General features: G+C 66.9%; 15 protein-coding genes. 9 read left to right on the top strand and 6 right to left on the bottom strand.

Features of this window, described 5'->3' with window-relative positions:
• Positions 1 to 364: 364 nt before the first annotated feature.
• Positions 365 to 631: a hypothetical protein gene (locus RMO95_RS20230; protein WP_310452481.1), complete on the top strand. Its 267-nt coding sequence runs from the start codon at positions 365 to 367 to the stop codon at positions 629 to 631.
• A gap of 32 nt (positions 632 to 663) precedes the next feature.
• Positions 664 to 1038, top strand: coding sequence for a type II toxin-antitoxin system VapC family toxin (locus RMO95_RS20225; protein WP_310452485.1), 375 nt, complete (start codon positions 664 to 666; stop codon positions 1036 to 1038).
• A gap of 134 nt (positions 1039 to 1172) precedes the next feature.
• Here RMO95_RS20225 and RMO95_RS20220 read toward each other — a convergent pair whose 3' ends face one another.
• Positions 1173 to 2075, bottom strand: a complete 903-nt coding sequence (locus RMO95_RS20220) for a TIGR01212 family radical SAM protein (protein ID WP_310452480.1) — start codon at positions 2073 to 2075, stop codon at positions 1173 to 1175.
• A gap of 121 nt (positions 2076 to 2196) precedes the next feature.
• Here RMO95_RS20220 and RMO95_RS20215 point away from each other — a divergent pair, with 121 nt between their 5' ends.
• The 7 genes from RMO95_RS20215 to RMO95_RS20185 all read left to right on the top strand — a co-directional run bounded on the left by RMO95_RS20215 (position 2197) and on the right by RMO95_RS20185 (position 9918).
• Positions 2197 to 2943, top strand: coding sequence for an SDR family oxidoreductase (locus RMO95_RS20215; protein ID WP_409574977.1), 747 nt, complete (start codon positions 2197 to 2199; stop codon positions 2941 to 2943).
• 162 nt (positions 2944 to 3105) lie between these two features.
• Positions 3106 to 4503, top strand: coding sequence for a UbiD family decarboxylase (locus RMO95_RS20210; RefSeq protein WP_310452478.1), 1398 nt, complete (start codon positions 3106 to 3108; stop codon positions 4501 to 4503).
• Positions 4504 to 4567: 64 nt separating this feature from the next.
• Complete coding sequence (locus RMO95_RS20205; RefSeq protein WP_310452477.1) at positions 4568 to 5596, top strand: TRAP transporter substrate-binding protein; 1029 nt, start codon at positions 4568 to 4570, stop codon at positions 5594 to 5596.
• A gap of 112 nt (positions 5597 to 5708) precedes the next feature.
• Entirely contained in the window at positions 5709 to 6245 is a 537-nt protein-coding gene (locus RMO95_RS20200) for a TRAP transporter small permease subunit (RefSeq protein WP_310452476.1), read from the top strand.
• A gap of 133 nt (positions 6246 to 6378) precedes the next feature.
• A complete protein-coding gene (locus tag RMO95_RS20195) occupies positions 6379 to 7686 on the top strand; it encodes a TRAP transporter large permease (protein WP_310452475.1) in 1308 nt (435 codons plus the stop codon).
• A 175-nt stretch (positions 7687 to 7861) separates the two neighbouring features.
• Positions 7862 to 8941, top strand: coding sequence for an NAD/NADP-dependent octopine/nopaline dehydrogenase family protein (locus RMO95_RS20190; RefSeq protein WP_310452474.1), 1080 nt, complete (start codon positions 7862 to 7864; stop codon positions 8939 to 8941).
• Positions 8938 to 9918, top strand: a complete 981-nt coding sequence (locus RMO95_RS20185) for a 3-hydroxybutyryl-CoA dehydrogenase (protein WP_310452473.1) — start codon at positions 8938 to 8940, stop codon at positions 9916 to 9918. The genes RMO95_RS20190 and RMO95_RS20185 overlap by 4 nt, the downstream gene beginning before the upstream one ends.
• Positions 9919 to 10041: 123 nt before the next feature.
• On the opposite strand, the gene RMO95_RS20180 is transcribed toward RMO95_RS20185, so the two are convergent.
• The 5 genes from RMO95_RS20180 to RMO95_RS20160 form a co-directional block, all read right to left on the bottom strand.
• Complete coding sequence (locus RMO95_RS20180; protein WP_310452472.1) at positions 10042 to 10578, bottom strand: dihydrofolate reductase; 537 nt, start codon at positions 10576 to 10578, stop codon at positions 10042 to 10044.
• A complete protein-coding gene (gene glgA / locus RMO95_RS20175; RefSeq protein WP_310452471.1) occupies positions 10575 to 12017 on the bottom strand; it encodes a glycogen synthase GlgA in 1443 nt (480 codons plus the stop codon). The genes RMO95_RS20180 and glgA overlap by 4 nt, the downstream gene beginning before the upstream one ends.
• Positions 12018 to 12062: 45 nt before the next feature.
• Positions 12063 to 13709 (bottom strand): glucose-6-phosphate isomerase, encoded by a 1647-nt coding sequence (gene pgi, locus RMO95_RS20170; RefSeq protein WP_310452470.1) that lies wholly within the window; start codon positions 13707 to 13709, stop codon positions 12063 to 12065.
• Between the two features lie 10 nt (positions 13710 to 13719).
• Positions 13720 to 16278, bottom strand: a complete 2559-nt coding sequence (glgP, locus tag RMO95_RS20165) for an alpha-glucan family phosphorylase (protein ID WP_310452469.1) — start codon at positions 16276 to 16278, stop codon at positions 13720 to 13722.
• A 213-nt stretch (positions 16279 to 16491) separates the two neighbouring features.
• Positions 16492 to 18501, bottom strand: a complete 2010-nt coding sequence (locus tag RMO95_RS20160) for an alpha-amylase/4-alpha-glucanotransferase domain-containing protein (protein WP_310452468.1) — start codon at positions 18499 to 18501, stop codon at positions 16492 to 16494.
• Positions 18502 to 18601: the final 100 nt, after the last annotated feature.

Below are 18601 nucleotides of genomic sequence, written 5' to 3'. Positions count from 1 at the left end.
GAATGTCTCTTGATGGCCGGGACTTGCCGGCCACCTGAATCGGATTCAACCGGTTGGAGCGGCAGGTCCACTCCAACGCCGGCCGTTCAAATGCAATGCGTACGGTGTCGCCGGTGACGGCCGCCGCTGTTTAACTGCCGATGGGACGTAAGAGTCGGCGCTGATGATGCCCCTGCGCAGCAAGGCGGTCGAGCAAAGTACGCTCTCCTCGCCGCTGCGGATGGCAAGACGGCGCTTTGGCATCTGTCCGTGCGACTCGGAACAAGGACGGACCAAAGGCAGGAGTCGAGCAGCGCGGTCCTCGCCGTTTGGTCATCGATCGATACTATGATCAGTACCGTTTTGTCGAAAAACAGGTACTGATATGAATACCCTCACCGTATCCGAATTGAAGCGTCGCGGTATGGCGGCGATCGAGGATGGCCTGCGCAATGGGCCATTGCATATCGTTAAACGCAACAAGCCGGCCGCGGTGGTGCTGACGGAGGCGGAGTATCAAACGCTGACGCATGGTCGGGCCAGCGGCCCCGGCGGCGTTACCGCGCTGCAATGGCTGTTGAATCAGCGCGTAACCGGCAAGCGAAGCAAGGCGCAGATCGATGCCGCGCTCAAAGCCGAGCGTGACTGGTGATTGCCTTCTTCGACGCCAGTGCCCTGATCTAGCTGATCGAAGGCGCCGATCCGTTTGCCGCCAGGCTGCGCAAGGAGTTGGCCGCGGCGTCGAAGAAATATCCGGATCTGGGTGCCGCCGTAAGCCGACTCACGTGGCTTGAATGTCGCGTAGGGCCAATGCGGACGAACGACTCGGCGACACTGGCGATGTTCGACGGTTTCATTGCGCGGCCTGATCTGGTCTGGGTCGATCTGACCAGGGACGTTGTCGAACTGGCGGCGGTCATCCGGGTTCAGACAGGGCTGAAGACCCCCGACGCGCTGCAGGCGGCATCCTGCCTGCAGTTGGGCGGCGATCATTTGTTCCTGACCGGGGATGGCGCGTTCCGAAGGGTTTCGGGGCTGAAGGTAAAGATCCTGACATGAATCGTAGTGCGCCCCACCAACTAGTACGCAGACATGTTGAAACCGATGGATGTAGGAGCGAGCTTGCTCGCGACAACGGCTTATCGCGAGCAAGCTCGCTCCTACAGGGAATGCGCCTTTTCCTTGTTGACTGACTACGAGACGTTTGATCCCTGGCCACCGTTCCTGGCCAGGTCGGCGCAGATCGCATCGGCGGCCGGCCAGCGCGTGTGGCACCAGTCCGGCGCGATCAGCATCGGTTCGCGCGCGGTGGCGGTGACGCGGTGGAAAATCACCTCGGCCGGCGTGCGCCGGATCAGTTCGGCGGCGGTCGCCACGTAGTCCGCCATGGCCGGCGGCGCCAGGAGGCCGCGGGCATGGTCGGCGGCCAGGCGCGAACCCTTGACGATCATCAGCGGATGCAGCTTGAGGCCCTCGACGCCGCAGTCCAGCACGCGCGCGTGGGTCTCGTAAATCATCGCCGGGGTTTCCTCGGGCAGGCCGAGGATCAGGTGGGTGCATAGCGGAATGCCGTGGCGCCGCGCCCGCGCTGCGGCGTCGGCGTAGGCGGCGAAACCGTGGCCGCGGTTGATGCGCGCCAGCGTCGCGTCGTGGGCGCTCTGCAGGCCCAGTTCGAGCCAGACCTCGTAGCCCTGGTCGCGGTAGCCGGCCAGCATTTCCAGCACCGCGTCGGGCACGCAGTCGGGCCGGGTGCCGACGCACAGGCCGACGATGTCCGCCTGCGCCAGGGCCTCGGCATACAGGCGGCGCAATTGTTCCACTTCGTCGTAGGTGTTGGTATAGGCCTGGAAATAGGCCAGGTAGCGGCTGGCGCGGTTGGTCGCGGCGCGGCCGGCGGCCAGCTGTTCGCCGACCGACGCCTGCGGATTGCCGTCGTTGAACGAGAGCACGCTGCAGAAAGTACAGCCGCCGCGGCCCAGCGTGCCGTCCCGGTTCGGGCAGGTGAAGCCGACGTGCAGCGACAGCTTGCGCACCCGCGTGCCGAAGCGTGTCTTCAGATGCTGGCCGAGGGTGTTGAGGTAGTTTTCCAGTTGCACGGCGTGGAGTTTGCGGGACGCTGGGGCCGAATCCTAGCACCCGCTTGAAATAGGGTTTGCGGCGCGGCATCATCCGCAAACTCTCTTCCCCCGGAGCGCCCAAATGCCATCGCCGTCCAGCATGCAGCAAGTCATGATCGTCACCGGCGGTTCGCGCGGCATAGGCGCGGCGATCGCCCGCCTCGGCGCTGCCGCCGGCTACGCCGTATGCATCAGCTACCTGAGCAATCGGGAGGCTGCCGCCGAGTTGGTCGCTGGCCTCACCGCGCAGGGATCGAGGGCCATGGCGGTGCAGGCCGATGTCGCCCGCGAGCAGGATGTGGTGCGTCTGTTCGGCGAAGTCGACGCGGCCTTGGGCCCGGTCACCGCGCTGGTCAACAATGCCGGCATCCTGGAGCTGCAGGCGCGCGTCGAGGACATGGACGCCGCGCGAATCAGCCGGGTTTTCGCCACCAACGTGACCGGCAGCTTCATCTGCGCACGCGAAGCCGTGCGCCGCATGTCGACGCGCCACGGCGGCAGCGGCGGCGCCATCGTCAATCTTTCCTCGCGCGCGGCGCGCCTCGGCGCGCCCGGCGAATATGTCGATTACGCCGCCTCGAAAGCCGCGATCGATACGCTGACCATCGGCCTGGCCAAGGAGGTGGCCGCCGAAGGCATCCGCGTCAACGCCGTGTCGCCGGGGGTGATTTACACGGACATCCACGCCAGCGGCGGCGAACCGGGACGTGTCGAACGGGTCAAGGATGCCATTCCGATGAAGCGCGGCGGCTATCCGGAGGAAGTTGCCCGCGCGGTGCTGTGGCTGCTGTCGGACGATGCCTCCTATACCACCGGCGCAACGATCGATGTTTCCGGCGGACGCTGAGTTGCGGATTGCTGCGCTGCACGCCCGGAAATTTCTTGTCCTCCCGTCAATGTATCCCGTATACTGAATTCGCTGACGGAACACCGGCATTGACCCGAGCACCCCAGTCAAGGCCCGGATGCATGCATACAAGAACAGGGGCGGCACCAAAGGAGGCGGTTCATGACCGGGATCCAGTCCGGGGGAGCGGCGATTGCCGATCTGGGCGCCATCATCAAGTGGCTCGACCGGCGCGGACGGCTGGTGCGCGTGCGTTCCGAGGTCGATCCCGCCTACCAGCTGGCGGCCGTCGCCGCCCGCTTCGAGGGCGGTCCGCGCGCCGTCCTGTTCGAGAAGGTCAGGGGTAGCCGCTACCCGGTGTTCACCGGCCTCTACTGGTCGCGCGAATTGCTCGGCGACCTGTTCGGGCGTGCCGCCGCGACGCTGCCGCAACATGTCTCGGCCTGCATCCGCGACTGGCAACAAAAGCCTGTGGCGCCCGTGGTGGTGGACAAGGGTCCGGTATTGCAGGTGACCGAAGCCACGGTGGATCTTTCCCGGCTGCCGGTGCCGACCCACGCCGAACTCGACGGCGGCCCGTATTTCGATGCGGGCGTGGTCATCACCAAAGATCCGGAGACCGGAATACGCAATACCTCGATCCAGCGCTTCATGGTGGTCGGCAAGGACCGTCTGGCGATCAACATCGATGCCGGTCGCCATCTCGAAATCTGCCTGGGCAAGGCCGCCGCGCGCGGTCAGCCGCTGCCCTTCACGCTCAACATCGGCGTCGGCCCGGGGCTGCATTTCGCCGCCGCCACGCCGGCCGAAGCCGCGCCCATGGGCACCGACGAACTGGGCATCGCCAGCCAGTTCCACGGCCGCCCGTTGGAGCTTGTTGCCGGTACGCTTTCCGCCGTGGAGATGGTGGCCGAGGCGATGTTCGCCCTCGAATGCGAAATGCTGCCGGGCGAATTGCACGACGAAGGGCCCTTCGCCGAGGTCACCGGCTATTACGCCGGCGTCGCGCCGCGTCCTCTGGTGCGCGTGAAGAAAATCCACCGCCGGCGTCAGCCGATTTTCCAGACCATACTTTCGGGCGCCGAGGTGTTCAACTCGGTGGGGCTGCTGGGCGAGGCGAACGTGCTGGCCTTGCTGCAGAAACAGGTGCCCGGCGTCAAGGACGTCTATTTCTCGCATGGCGGCTGCGGCTTCTATCACGCCGTGGTGCAGCTCGCGCAAAAGCGCGCGGGCTGGGCCAAGCAGGCCCTGATGGCGGCCTTCGCCGCCTTCCCGCCGCTGAAGATGGTGACGGTGGTCGACGATGACGTCGACATCCGCGATCCGGCCGACGTCGAATGGGCCATGGCCACGCGGCTCGATCCGAAGCTGGGCATCATGGTCATCGAAAACGTCTTCGGCCACGGCCTCAATCCCGGCTTCCCGGACTACCTGGGCAGCAAGCTCGGCTTCGACGCGACGCGCCCCTTCCCGCACACGCCCAACTACGACCGGGCCAGGCTCAGGGAGACCAGCCTCGACGGACTCGATATCGCCATTCCGGCAATGCCTGATGAATAAGCAGATCCGCCGCGCGGCCGGCAGCCCGCGCAAACTCCATCTTTAGCCAAAGTGAGGTGAGACCATGAACCGTCGCAAATCGATTTCCGCGTTGTTTGTTTCGCTGGCTGCGGGTCTGTTCGGGCTGGCAGCACCGGCGGCAGTGCATGCCGCCGAGATCACCCTGACCTATGCCTTCTTCGCGCCGGCCAAGACCTTCCCCGGCCGGCAGATGGCGCACTGGGCCGAGCAGGTGAACAAGCGCACCAACGGCAAGGTCGCGGTGCAGACCTTCCCGGCCGGCACGCTGCTCGGCGCCAAGGAAATGTACGACGGCGTGAGCAAGGGTGTCGCCGACATCGGCCTGGGCTCGCCGTCCTACGATCCGGGCCGCTTCCCGCTGACCTCGGGCGTTTCGCTGCCGATGGGCTTCACCAATGCGACGGTGGCGAGCCGCTCGCTGTGGGAGCTGACCAAGGAATTCAATCCCAAGGAGTACGAGGGCTTCAAGGTGATCGCGATGTTCACCACCGAGCCGGGCTTCATCCAGACCAAGACCGCAGTGAGGAACGCCGGCGATCTGGCCGGCATGAAGCTGCGCGCCGCGGGCACCGGCGTGCCGGTGCTGAAAGCCCTGGGCGCCGCGCCGATCGGCATGCCGATGCCGGAAGTGCCGCAGTCGGTGCAGACCGGCGTGATCAACGGCACCATGACCTCGCGCGAAGTGCTGCAGGACTTCAAGCTGGCCGAATCGCTGAAGTTCGTCACCGACTATCCGACCGTGGTGGTGACCTTCGCCGCCGTGATGGACCGCAAGAAGTGGGACAAGCTGCCGGCCGACGTGCAGAAGGTGATCGAGCAGCTCGCCGCCGAAATGCCTGTCTGGACCGGCCAGTACCATGACAAGGAAAATGTCGGCGCGGCGCTGGCCTGGGCCGCCAAGGAGCACAAGCTGCAGATCCTGCCGCTGGCGGCGGACGAGCGTGCGCGCTGGGATGCCAAGCTGAAGCCGATGGAAGACGAGTGGGTCAAGGAGATGAACGGCAAGGGCCTGCCCGCCGCCGCCTACCTGAAGCGCCTGCGCGAATTGCGCGACCAGTTCGCCAAGCAGTAATGAGCGCCCCGCACGGCCGCCCGAAGGGGCGCCAGCCAATCCACGAAGCCGCGCAGCGGCGCACCGTCGTCACCCCCTCGCTCGGCGAGGGGGACGGGGGGAGGGTCGTCCAATGAGCCCGGCGTCACAAGCGGGCGACGCCCGCGGCCCGCTGCACCTGCTCGACCGGCTCAGCTTCTACGTCAACGAGGGGCTGGCCTGGGCGGCGGCCTTCATCCTGGCGGCGATGATGCTGTTCGCCGTGGCCGACATGGTGCTGCGCGGCTTCGGCATCACCGTCGCCGGCTCCTACGAGGTGGTCGGCTGGCTCTCGGCGGCGGCGATGGCCCTGGCGCTGGGCACCGTGCAGCGCCATCGCGGCCATGTCGCGATGGAACTGATGGTGGTCAAACTGGGACATCGCAGTCGCGCCGTCGTCGAGGCGCTGATGGCGCTGATGTCGCTGTTGCTGTTCGTCGCGGTCGCCTGGTATGTCGCCCGTTACGGCCGCGTGCTGCACGAGACCGGCTCCTTGTCGGAAACCCTGCGCGTGATCGTCCATCCCTGGGTGTACCTGGTGGCAGTCGGCTGCGCCGGCCTGGCGCTGGCCCTGTTGCTCGATTTTTTGCGCGCCGCCGGCCATCTGCTGGTGCTGCGACGTCACACCTAGTACGCAGACATGTTGAAACCGATGGATGCAGGAGCGAGCTTGCTCGCGACAACGGCTTATCGCGAGCAAGCTCGCTCCTACAGGGAATGCGCCTTTTCCTTGTTGACTGACTACTAGGCGGGAGAACGCACTGATGGATCCTACAACGGCGGCCCTGGTCGGCCTCCTCCTGATGTCGGCGCTGATGCTCTTCGGCATGCCGATTGCATTCACCATGCTGGCGGCCGGCCTGCTCGGCAACGCTTACCTGCTTTCGGTGCCGGCGGCGACCCACCTGCTGGCGACCAATGTCTGGGAGCAGTTTTCCTCCTACGGCCTGTCGGTGATTCCGCTGTTCGTGCTGATGGGCCAGTTCGCCTACCGCGCCGGCGTCACCGAGCGGCTCTACGACGCCGCCTACAAGTGGTTCGGGCGCATGCCCGGCGGCCTGGCCTGCACCACGGTGGTCGCCAGCGCCGGCTTCTCGGCGATCTGCGGCTCCAACTCGGCGACCACCGCGACCATGGGCACCATCGCCCTGCCCGAGATGCGCCGCTACGGCTACGACCCGGCGCTGGCCACCGGCGCGGTCGCCGTCGGCGGCACGCTCGGCGTGGTGATACCGCCCAGCGTGGTGCTGATCGTGATCGCGGTGCAGACCGAACAGTCGCTGCTGCGGCTGTTCCTCGCCGCCATCATCCCCGGCCTGATCCTGACCGCACTGTTCCTGCTGACCATCTTCGTCATGTGCCTGCGCAATCCCAAGCTGGCGCCGCTGGGGCCGGTGGTCAGCATGAAGGAAAAGCTGGTCGCGCTGTCCGGCATCATCGAGGCCCTGATCCTGTTCACCCTGGTCATCGGCGGCCTCTACTTCGGCTGGTTCACGCCCACCGAGGCCGGCGCCGCGGGCGCCTTCGGCGCGCTGGCGATCGGCATGGTGCGGCGCAGCCTGTCCTGGCGCGACACGGTCAAGTCGATCATCGAAAGCGTGCGGATATCGGCCATGGTGGTGCTGCTGATCACCGGCGCGGTGCTCTTCGGCCGCTTCCTGACGGTTTCGCGCCTGCCCTTCGAGCTTGCCGAATGGGCGGCGGCCCTGCCGGTGCAGCCCTTCGTGGTCCTGCTGGTGGTGCTGGGCATCTACATCATCGGCGGCGCGCTGATGGATGCGCTGGGCTTTCTCGTCGTCACCATCCCGATCTTCTTTCCGCTCGGCGTCGCGCTCGGCTACGACCCGGTCTGGTACACGGTGGTGCTGACCATCATCACCACCATGGGCGCAATCACGCCGCCGGTCGGCGTCAACGTCTTCATCGCCCACGGCCTCGCGCCCGAGGTGCCGATTCATACGATATTCCGTGGCGTCACCTATTTCCTGCTGGCCTTCGCCCTGTGCATCGCGCTGATGTGGGTCTATCCGGCGACCGTGCTGGCCCTGCCGAACTGGATGCTGGGCGGCTAGTACGACGACATGTTGAAGCCGATGGATGTAGGAGCGAGCTTGCTCGCGAGAGCGGCTTATCGCGAGCAAGCTCGCTCCTGCAGGGAATGCGCCTTTTCCCTGTTGACTGACTACTGGGCGGGCGAAGAGTTGGCGCTGGCGACACGGTGATTTCTTGCTTCGATCTGGAGGATGCATGCGCATAACGGTATTGGGCGGCGGCAACGGCTCCTATGCGGCGGCGGCGGATTTCGCCGGCCTCGGGCATGAAGTCTGTCTGTGGCGCCGCGACCGGCAGCAGTTGCAGCCGCTCATGGCGACGCGCCGGCTCGGCATCAAGGACGCAGCCGGGCGGCGCGACGTGGAGCTGGCGCGCGTCACCGACGACATCGGCGCGGCGGCGCGCGGCGCCGAGCTGATCGTGGTGCCCACCCCGGCCTTCGCCCAGGAGGACATCGCGCTGGCGCTGGCGCCGCACTTGGCCGACGGCCAGGTGATCTTCCTGCCGCCGGGCAGCTTCGGCAGCTACGTCATGATGCGCACCCTGCGGCGCGCCGGAAGCACGGCGGACGTTTCCATCGCCGAAACCGGGACCCTGCCCTGGCTCGCGCGCAAGCACGGTCCCGCCGAGGTCGCCATCACCATCCGCGCCACGCGCCTGCCGACCGGCGTGTTCCCCGCCTGCAACGGCCCCCACGCCTTTGCCGTGCTGCAGACCGCTTTCCCCGCCGTGGAGCCGATCGAGGATGCCCTGGCGGGCGCCCTGATGAATGCCGGGCCGATCATCCATCCGCCGCTGATCCTGATGAATGCCGGGCCGCTCGAACACTTCGAGACCTGGGACATCCACAACGAAGGCACCCAGCCCTCGATCCGCCGCGTCACCGATGCGCTCGATGCCGAACGCATCGCCGTGCGGCAGGGCCTGGGCTACAGCGGCGAGCACTTTCCGCTCAGCGACCATTACAACAACGACCGCTGGATGTATGGCGACGCGCACCAGCGCCTGGTCGACAGCGGCGACTGGCGCGAGCACATCGTGTTGACCGAGCATCGCTACATGACCGAAGACATCCACTGCGGACTGGCCTTCCTGGTTTCCGTCGCCGACTGGGCGGGCGTGCCGGCGCCGCTGGCGACCGGCTTGCTGGCGCTGGCCTCGGCCGTCTGCGCCAAGGATCTGCGCCAGGGCCGGCGGACCCTGGAGGGGCTCGGCCTGGCGGCACTGTCGCGCGCCGAGATGCGGGCGCTGCTGGCGCGCGGCGAGTTGCCGTGAAGCCGCCGGCGGTCGCGGCGCTCGGCGCCGGGCGCATGGGGCGCGGCATTGCACTGGCCTTCGCCTGCGCCGGACAGGAGGTGCTGCTGATCGACGTCAAGCAGCGCAGCCGGGGCGACTTCGAGAAACTGCGCGACGCCGCCCGGCGCGATATCGAACAGCAACTGGCGGCGCTGGCCGAACTCGGCCTACTGCGGGCAACGGCGATAGCGGCCGTCATGGCGCGCATCGACATCTGCGATCGGCAAGCCGCCGGGCAGTACTTGCCGCGGGTGCAGTTGTTGTTCGAAGGCGTGCCCGAGGTCATGGAGGCCAAGGCGGAAGCCCTGGCCTTCGCCTGCACCGCGCTGGCCGACGACGCGATCGTCGCCTCGACCTCGTCCACCTTCCTGTCGACAGCGCTGGCGGCGATGGTGACGAATCCGGCGCGCTTCCTCAACGCGCACTGGCTCAATCCGGCGCACCTGATTCCGCTGGTCGAGGTCTCCCCGCATCCCGGCACCGACCCGGCCGTCACGCAGCGCCTGCAGGACAGGCTGGCACAGATCGGCAAGACCACCGTGCTCTGCGGGCCTTCCCCCGGCTACATCGTGCCGCGCCTGCAGGTGGTGCTGATGAACGAGGCGGCGCGCATGATCGAGGAGGGCGTGGCAACGGCCGCGGACATCGACCGCGCCACGCGCTATGGCTTCGGCATACGCTACGCGGCGATGGGCGTGGCCGAATTCATCGATGTCGGCGGCAACGACATCCTTTATTACGCCAGCCGCTATCTCAGCGCGGCGCTGAACGATCCGCGCTACGCCAGCCCCGAAATCGTCGCCCGACTCATGAACTCGGGACAGAACGGGCTGCGCGACGGCAAGGGCTTCCACGACTGGACCGGCATCGACATCGACGCCTACCGCAGGCAAAGCACCGCGCGGCTGGTGGAACTGCTGCGCATTGCGGATCGACTGCCCGTTATTGCGGACTGAGGGCTTATGAATAAATCTACTGCGCGTGCCGGATCGGGGTTTGGGCGGTGCTCGCTATCCTCATGTACAAACACGTACATTCTGGTAGCTGCGCTCCGGCCGCACCCCGCTGCGGCTCGCTCGCTACGATTTCTTCACAAGCTCTGAGCTTGCCGACGTCGCGGCTAAGTTACGTTCGTAGCTGACGAAGGCGTAGTCGAAGCCTTCGTTGCCGCGATGCGCCTGGCGCGCGACCTCGCGCCAGAGGCCGGGGTCGATGGCCGGGAACCAGGTGTCGCCCTCGAAGCTCGCATCGATCTCGGTCAGTTGCAGGCGGTCCGCCAGCGGCAGCGCCGTGGCGTAGAGTTCCGCACCACCGATGAGGAAGGCTTCGCCGCCCTCACCCTCGGCGGCGGCGAGCGCGGCCGGCAGCGACAGCGCGACCACGGCGCCCTCGGCGCGGTAGCTGGCGTCGTGGGTGACGACGATGTTGCGCCGTCCCGGCAGCGGCCGGAATTTTGCCGGCAGCGATTCCCAGGTCTTGCGCCCCATGATCACCGCATGGCCCGAAGTCAGCGCCTTGAAGTGCTTGAGGTCCGCCGGCAGGTGCCAGGGCAGTCGATTGTCGATGCCGATCACGCCATTTCTGGCGACGGCGGCGATCAGGGTAAGTTTGGTCATGGGCTGCCTGTCAGGCGCTGATACAGCTCGGCATAGTGCCGCGCCGCTTCCTGCCAGCCCGATTTGCGCGCCATGCCGTGCTGCTGCAGGTGGCGCCAGAGGACGGGGTCGCGCCAGGCTGCGACGGCGCGCTGCAGGGCCTGCAGCAGGGCTGCGGCGGTGGCCGGCCCGAAGACGAAACCGTTGCCGTCCTTCGGATCGGCGGCATCGATCACGGTATCGGCCAGGCCGCCGGTGGCGCGCACCACCGGCGGCGTGCCGTAGCGCAGGCTGTACATCTGGTTGAGGCCGCAGGGTTCGAAGCGCGAGGGCATGACGAAAATGTCGGCGCCGGCCTCGATGCGATGCGCCAGCGCCTCGTCGAAGCCTATCGTCACCGCGCATTGGCCGCGATGCTTGCGTGCCAGCGCGGCCCACTCGTGTTCCAGCGCTGGCGTGCCGCTGCCGAGGACGACGAGTTGCGCCGGCAGCTGGAAGGTTTGCGGCGCCACGTCGAGCAGCAGGTCGACGCCCTTCTGCTCGGTCAGGCGGCTGACCACCGCCAAGAGCGGCAGGTCGGCGCGCTGTTCGAGGCCGAGTTCGGCTTGCAGCGCGGACTTGTTGGCGGCCTTGCCGTCCAGGCGACGGACGCCGTAGTTCTGCGCAAGGTGCGGATCGGTGGCCGGGTTCCATGTCTTGCTGTCGATGCCGTTGAGGATGCCCGACAGCTTCCCGGCGTGCACCCGCAGCAGGCCGGCCATGCCCATGCCTTCCTCGTCGGTCTGGATTTCCCGGGCGTAGCTGGGGCTCACCGTGTTGATGGCGTCGGCATACTGGAGACCGGCCTTGAGGAAGGACAGGTAGCCGTAGTACTCGATGCCTTCGATGTGCCAGGCCGCGTCCGGCAGGCCGAGTTCGAACAGCGAGGCGTGATCGAACAGGCCCTGGAAGGCCAGGTTGTGCAGGGTGAACAGGCATTTCGCCCGGCGTCCCGGCAGGTGGTGCAGGTAGGCGGCGGCGAGTCCGGTCTGCCAGTCGTGGCAATGCACGATGTCGGGCTGCCAGTCCAGGGTGCTGGATTCCGAGCCGAGCCAGGCGGCGACGCGCGACAGCAGCCCGAAGCGCAGATGATTGTCGAGCCAGTCGCGTCCTTCGGGACCGATGTAGGGATTGCCCGGACGGTCGAAATAGTGCGGGTAGTCGAGCAGCAGCAGCGGCATGCCGTCCGGCGCGAACGCCTGCCTCAGGACCGGTGTCGGCAGCAGGCCGCCCAGCGGCTGGGGCCGGGCGATCTCCGCGGCATCGGGAAAACTTTTCGACATGGCCGGATAGGCCGGCACCAGCACGCGAACGTCATGGCCGAGGGCGCGCAGCGCCGCCGGCAGGGCGCCGGCGACATCGCCGAGGCCGCCGGTCTTGACCCAGGGGGCAAGCTCCGGAGTGGCGAAGAGGATGTTCATCGATCCGGGCACGCCGACGCCTGCGCTGCGCCGTGGCGGCAGGCTTCAGTCACGGCCACTCCGCGGCGAGTTTCTGCAGGCCGCCACCAGTCCCGCGGTGGAACTGTCGAGCTGATCGGCGGACGCCGTACCGAGGATCACCGGCAGCAGGCGATTGGCCAGTTGCTTGCCATACTCGACGCCCCACTGGTCGAAGGGGTTGATGTCCCAGATCACGCTCTGCACGAAGACCTTGTGCTCATAAAGCGCCAGCAGGGCCCCCAGGCTGAAGGGGTCGAGACGCGGCAGCAACAGCGTGGTCGATGGCTGATTACCCGGAAAACTGCGGTAGGGCGCAAGGAATGCCACTTGTTCAGGAGGCATGCCGCTCGCTGTCAGGGCGGCCGTGGTTTCAGCCAGCGTCTTGCCGCGCATCAGGGCTTCGCTCTGGGCGAAACAGTTGGCCAGCAGTTTCTCGTGATGTCCGGGCAGGGCAAAGTCGGGCTGCCGGCAGGCGATGAATTCGCAGGGCACCTGCCGCCCGCCCTGGTGGATCAACTGGTAGAAGGCATGCTGGCCGTTGGTGCCGGCCTCGCCCCAGAGCACCGGCGCCGCGGTGCATTCGAGCGGCAATCCCTGGCGGTCGACCTGCTTGCCGTTGGATTCCATTTCGAGTTGCTGCAGGTAGCGCGGCAGCAGTCCCAGGGACTGGCTGTAGGGCAGCACGGCGCGGTTGTCGGCGCCGAGAAAATTGCTGTTCCAGATTTCCAGCAGCGCCAGCAGGCCCGGCAGATTCTGCGCCGGCGGCGTCGCAAAGAAGTGCTCGTCCATGGCATGCGCGCCGGCCAGCAGCCGGCGGAAATTGTCGAAGCCGACCGCCAGCACCAGCGGCAGGCCGATCGCCGACCACAGCGAATAGCGCCCGCCGACCCAGTCCCAGAAGGCGAAGGCATTCGCCGGCTCGATGCCGAAACGGGCGACTTCGGCCAGGTTGGTCGACACCGCGACGAAATGCCTGGCCACGGCCGCTTCGCCCAGCGCATGAACCAGCCAGTGACGCGCCGAGGCGGCGTTCTGCATGGTTTCCTGCGTGGTGAAAGTCTTGCTGGCGACGACGAACAGGGTGGTGCGCGGCTGTACCGTGGACAGCACGGTGGCCAGGTCGGCGCCGTCGAGGTTGGCCACGTAATGCACGCGGATGTCCGGGTGGCGAAAGGCGGCCAGCGCCTGGGTGGCCATGCGTGGGCCGAGATCGGAGCCGCCGATGCCGATGTTGACGATGTCGCTGATCGGTTCGCCGGTGGCGCCGCGCCAGTGGCGGCCGTGGATCTCGCCGGCAAAACGGCGCATCCTGTCCAGCTCGGCATGCACCGCGGGCATCACGTCCTGTCCGGCGTGCATGATCGGCCCGGTCGGATGGCGCAGCGCGATGTGCAGCGCGGCGCGGCCCTCGGTGTGGTTGATCGGCTCGCCGGCACGCATGCGCGCGATCCAGCCCGGGACGTCGGCGGTCTGCCAAAGCCCTTCGAGCAGCGCCATGGTTTCCTGCGTGACGCGCTGCTTGGAGTAGTCCAGCAGCCAGTCGTTCCAAGTGACGGAGAAACGGGAAAAGCGCTGCCGGTCGGCGGCGAACAGGTCGCGCAGATGGCTGCTGCGGTCACGCTCGGCGGCGCGGGTCAGGGCTTGCCAGGCGGCGCCCATGGCGGGTTTCATGAGCGGATTCCTAAAGCCAGAGCATCATGCCCATCTCGAAGGGATGGGTCAGCAGGGGATGGGTGGGGAAGACCCGGATGCGGTATTCCATCTTGCCGCACTGGTCGGGCGTCAGGTCGCGGGCAAACAGGTGCTCGCCATGCTCCAGCGCCTGCTCGTGCCGCAGCGAGTAGCGCCGGGCGCGGGTGCTGGTGGGTTCGCCGGGACGGGTGAATACCAGTTCCACCGTCAGGTCGTCCGGACTCAGGCCATCGAGCTGGACGGCCACCTCGAAGCGCATGGATTCGCCGTAACGGATGCGGCCGACCGAGTGGTCGATGCGGCGCAGGCGAATGCCGGGCCAGGCCGCGTGCACCCGGGCCTTCCAGCTGGCCACCTGGCGTGCCCCGGCAAAATCGTCGGCGGAATACTTGCGCCACTGCTCGGCGGCCGGCGAATAGAACTTTGCGGCGTACTCGGTCAGCATGCGCTGCATGTTGAAGCGCGGCATGATCGACGCGATCGAGGCCTTGGCCATCGCCACCCATTCCGGCGAATAGCCGAGCGAGGTGTTGCGGTAGTACATCGGAATGACACTGTCCTGCAGTAGCTCGTACAGGGTGCGTGCCTCGTCGGCGTCGCGTTCGGCCGGGTCGAGGCCCTCGGCGGCCGGCTTGATCGCCCAGCCGTTCTTGCCGTCGTAGCCTTCGCCCCACCAGCCATCGAGCACCGACAGGTTGATGGCGCCGTTGATGGCGGCCTTCATGCCGGACGTTCCCGAGGCTTCCAGCGGATAGATCGGGTTGTTGAGCCAGACGTCGACACCGGCCACCATGCGCCGGGCCAGGTGCAGATCGTAGCCTTCGACCAGCAGGATGCGGCCTTCGAACTCGCGCTGATGCGAGAGCTTGGCAATCTGGCGGATCAATTGCCGCCCGGGCTCGTCGGCCGGGTGCGCCTTGCCGGCAAAGATGAACAGCACCGGCCGCTTTGTATCGGAGAGTATTTCGCGCAGCCAGCCCAGATCGTTGAACAGCAGCGCGGCACGCTTGTAGGTGGCAAAGCGCCGGGCGAAGCCGATGGTCAGTACGGTCGGGTTGGCCGGGTCGGCGCTGCGCAGCAGGCGGTCCAGGTGCGCTTCCGACCCCTGGTTGCGCAGGTGTTGCTGGCGCACCCGGTTGCGCACCAGATGCAGCAACTGGGCCTTCAGCGACTGGCGGATGCTCCAGAAGATCTGGTCCGGGATGCGGTGCACGCCGTCCCAGCAGCTATGGTCGGTGAGGCGGTGCTGCCAGCCGAGACCGAGATGGCGATCGAAGGTTTCGTACCAGTCGGTGGCGAGGAAGGTCGGCACGTGCACCGCGTTGGTGACGTAATCCATCGGGTTCTCGGCGGCGGTGACCTGCGGCCACATCTCGCCGCAGATGCGCGCCGAGACGTCGCCGTGTATGCGCGAGACGCCGTTGTGAAAGCGCGAGCCGCGCAGGGCCAGCGCCGTCATGTTGAACTCGCCGCCGCCGCCGACGCCGACGCGGCCCATGCCGAGCAGGCCGTCGCGATCGAGGCCGGCAGCCTTGCAGAACTCGCTGAAGTAGTGCATGACCATCTCGTCGGCGAAGTGATCGTGGCCGGCGGGGACCGGAGTGTGCGTGGTGAACACGGTATTGGCCGCCGCGGCCTCCAGCGCGGCGGTGAAGGTCATGTTGCGCGCGACCAGATGGCGAATCCGTTCCAGTACCAGGAACGCGGCATGGCCTTCGTTGATGTGCCAGACGGTCGGGCTCAGCCCGAGTGCGTCGAGGGCGCGCACGCCGCCGACGCCGAGCAGGATTTCCTGCTCGATGCGCGTGCGCCGGTCGCCGCCATAAAGTTGATGCGCGATGTCGCGGTCTGCCTCGCTGTTTTCGTCGAGGTCGGTGTCCAGCAGATAGAGGCTGTTGTTGCCGACGCGGGCGCGCCAGATGCGCGCCCACACCGCGCGGCCGGGAAAGTCCACGGCGATGCGCAGCTCGCCGCCGCCTTCGGTGTGCACCAGTTCGATCGGCATGTCATCGAAATCGTTGTCGCCGTAATGCGCGGCCTGATTGCCTTCGCGGTCGATGGTCTGGTGGAAATAGCCCTGCCGGTAGAGCAGGCCGACGGCAACGAAGGGCAGGCGCATGTCGGAGGCGCCCTTGCAGTGGTCGCCGGCCAGGATGCCGAGGCCGCCGGAGTAGATCGGCAGGCTCTCATGAAAGCCGAATTCGGCACAGAAGTAGGCGATCAGGTCGTTGGCCTGCAACGGGGGTTTGCCCGGAAGCTGCATTCTCGGTTCGGCATGGTAGGAATCGAAGGCCGAGAGCACGCGGTTCATGGTGCCGAGGAAGATCGGATCGTCGCCCGCGTCGTTGATCCGCTTCTGGTCGATGCGCTTGAGGAAGGCCTTGGGGCTGTGATGCACCGCGTGCCACAGGCCGGAGCTCAGGCGCGCGAACAGGGAACGGGTGGGCCGGTCCCAGCTGTACCAGAGGTTGTTGGCGAGTTCGTCGAGCCGTGCCAGTCGCGGTGGAATCTGCGGATTGACTTCGAGCTGATAGCGGGTGCCGGGCATGGTCTTGGGCTTTAACGTGAATTACATCAACAAGCGCGCTGTGTCGGGTTCGAGCGCAGCGAGCGAATCAGTAGCCTCCCCCGTGAGGGGGAGGATGGGAGGGGGCGGGCCCACTTGCCAGCTTGAGGCGCAATGACGTCACGGTGTTTCATTATGCGGGGTGGTCCATCGGAGCCATGAGCGTTAGGAAATGAAGGGCGCGACGCGGTGATTCTACGTTGCGGGAAGGACCCTGAGCGTGATGCGCTGATCGAGGCCGGCGGCGGGCGCCCAGGTCAGCGTGACGCAGACCGCCTGCATGATTTTTTCGAAGCCGGCCTCGGATTGGGAGACGGTGCGGTGCGGTCGCGCCCTGAGCCGCACCGGCCGCGTTGCTTCAATCTGCAGCGCGCCGCGCAGCTCGCTGTCGTCGAGGGTGAGCGTGCGCATGCCGTCGAGTTCCAGCGGGTTGCCGAAGCCGCCGGGAATGCTGCCGTCGGCGAGTACATAGCGTCCGCCGTAACCGTCGCAACTGGGCAGCGCGAGATTGAATTCGGTTTCGATCAGGGCGGGGAGCGCCTTGCCTGCGGCGCGGAAACTCACGCTGAGGGCAGCGTCCTCCAGGCGATAGGTTTTTTCGAGCTGCCAGTCGGCGCCGGTGGCGATCCAGCTGCCCGGCTGCTCGCCGGCGCGGTAGGCGTCGACCGGCTGCAACGCGCCCTCGGCAGCCGCCAGGCGTTCCAGGAAGATCCCGCGCGGCCGCGTGTCGGGCGCCGCGTCCTCGGGCAGGATGGCGTGCAGGAAGGCGATGCGGTCATGGGCCGAGGCGATGCCTTCGCCGCTCTTGCCGGCCTGTGCCGCCTGTGCCTGGTCGATCTTGGCGTGATAGGCCTCGGCATAGGCACCCAGCGTGTCGCCGAAGTTGTGCGCCAGGGCAAGGCTGGACAGTTCCACCAGTGCGGCATGGCCATCGTCGCGGACGAAGGCCTGCAGCCGGCTGTTGCGCAAGGCGGTCTCGGAGCGGCCGTCGAGGTCGAGATCGCGCTGTTCGCAGGACGCCGGCGGCATCAGCCGCGCCAGCCCGGCTTCGAGCGCGAGCAGGTTGTTCCATACCGCGCGGCGCAGGTGGGGCAGGTAGAGGCCGCCGAACAGGCCGTGCCAGTAGGCATCGTTGGCCTGTGCCCGGTGCAGCTGCTCCTGCATGGCGGCGCTGCGCTGCGCCGCAGGCAGGGCAGCCAGGCGCCCCGATGCGCCCAGCATGCGCTTGTGCATCCAGTTGGCCTCGGGGTAGCGCGACATGAAGTTGCGCCAGATGCCGCCGCGCAGGAAGGGCTTGTGCGTCTCGAAGCGGCCGGCCGCCTTTTCCGCCTCGACCAGTGCGTGATAGGCCGCGGCGCGCGGCGCCGGCAGCGTCCATTCGTTCATCTCGATATAGGAGGTGGTCGGCAGGTAGACGATGCCGCGCGTGTTTTCGCGGGCATGGTAGTCGGCGAAGGTTTCGGTGCGGATCAGCGGTGACGCCAGCACGCCTTCGACGAACTGCGTCAGCCAGCCCTTTTCGAACACCCATTCATAAGTCTCCGGCCAGATGCCGAACTTTTCGATGTCGTCGAAATAGATCGAGGCACGCTGACCCTGGCGCGCGAGATCTTCCAGCCAGGCCACGGCCTCGGCCGCCGGCGAAAATGGCAGGCGGTAGCGGGCGGCTTCGGAGATCGGAAACAGGTCCAGGCGCCGGCCGTCTTCCTCGGTGCTGTAGAAGCTGTCGAGCTTGGCGCCGTCTTCGCCGACGCAGAGGAAATGGTAATCATCGACCGCCACATAGCGAATCCCGGTTTCCGCCAGCGCCGTCACCACCGAAGATTCCCAGACCCTTTCGGTGAGCCAGGCGCCGGCCGGGCGCGTGCCGAAGCGCCGCTCGATCTTGTCCGACAGCGTGGTGATCTGCGTCACCCGGTCGCGGTGCGGAATCGCCGCCAGCACCGGCTCGCAGTCGCCGGAGCCGAACCACTCGACCTGCCCGCGGCGGGTCATCGCGGCCAGCCGCGCCATGTCGTCGGGAAAGCGTTCGAAGAGCACATCCAGCAGCCAGCCGGAAAAGTGCACGCTGAAGCGGAACTCCGGATAGCGCTCCATGACGCGCAGGAACATGCCGTAGCTGCGGACGTGCGCGTCGTCGATGACGGCGGGGAAATTGCCGACGGGCTGGTGGGCGTGGACGCCGAACAGGAGGCTGATGGACATGAGTAAATTTAATGTTAAGCAGCAGGATTGGCCGCAGGTGATATCGAGCGCAGCGAGCCGATCAATAGCCTCCCCGTGAGGGGAGGACGGGAGGGGCGGG

This window comes from Sulfuritalea sp., from assembly GCF_031426875.1.
In the GTDB taxonomy this organism is placed as follows: Bacteria; Pseudomonadota; Gammaproteobacteria; order Burkholderiales; family Rhodocyclaceae; genus Sulfuritalea.
This window is presented reverse-complemented; position numbering and strand designations above follow the sequence as displayed.

Bases quoted from the DNA above. Each gene is read 5' to 3' on its own strand.
- RMO95_RS20230 (WP_310452481.1), top strand. From the start codon at position 365: ATGAATACCCTCACCGTATCCGAATTGAAGCGTCGCGGTATGGCGGCG.
- RMO95_RS20215 (WP_409574977.1), top strand. From the start codon at position 2,197: ATGCAGCAAGTCATGATCGTCACCGGCGGTTCGCGCGGCATAGGCGCG.
- RMO95_RS20210 (WP_310452478.1), top strand. From the start codon at position 3,106: ATGACCGGGATCCAGTCCGGGGGAGCGGCGATTGCCGATCTGGGCGCC.
- RMO95_RS20205 (WP_310452477.1), top strand. From the start codon at position 4,568: ATGAACCGTCGCAAATCGATTTCCGCGTTGTTTGTTTCGCTGGCTGCG.
- RMO95_RS20200 (WP_310452476.1), top strand. From the start codon at position 5,709: ATGAGCCCGGCGTCACAAGCGGGCGACGCCCGCGGCCCGCTGCACCTG.
- RMO95_RS20195 (WP_310452475.1), top strand. From the start codon at position 6,379: ATGGATCCTACAACGGCGGCCCTGGTCGGCCTCCTCCTGATGTCGGCG.
- RMO95_RS20190 (WP_310452474.1), top strand. From the start codon at position 7,862: ATGCGCATAACGGTATTGGGCGGCGGCAACGGCTCCTATGCGGCGGCG.
- RMO95_RS20180 (WP_310452472.1), bottom strand. From the start codon at position 10,578: ATGACCAAACTTACCCTGATCGCCGCCGTCGCCAGAAATGGCGTGATC.
- glgA (WP_310452471.1), bottom strand. From the start codon at position 12,017: ATGAACATCCTCTTCGCCACTCCGGAGCTTGCCCCCTGGGTCAAGACC.
- pgi (WP_310452470.1), bottom strand. From the start codon at position 13,709: ATGAAACCCGCCATGGGCGCCGCCTGGCAAGCCCTGACCCGCGCCGCC.
- glgP (WP_310452469.1), bottom strand. From the start codon at position 16,278: ATGCCCGGCACCCGCTATCAGCTCGAAGTCAATCCGCAGATTCCACCG.
- RMO95_RS20160 (WP_310452468.1), bottom strand. From the start codon at position 18,501: ATGTCCATCAGCCTCCTGTTCGGCGTCCACGCCCACCAGCCCGTCGGC.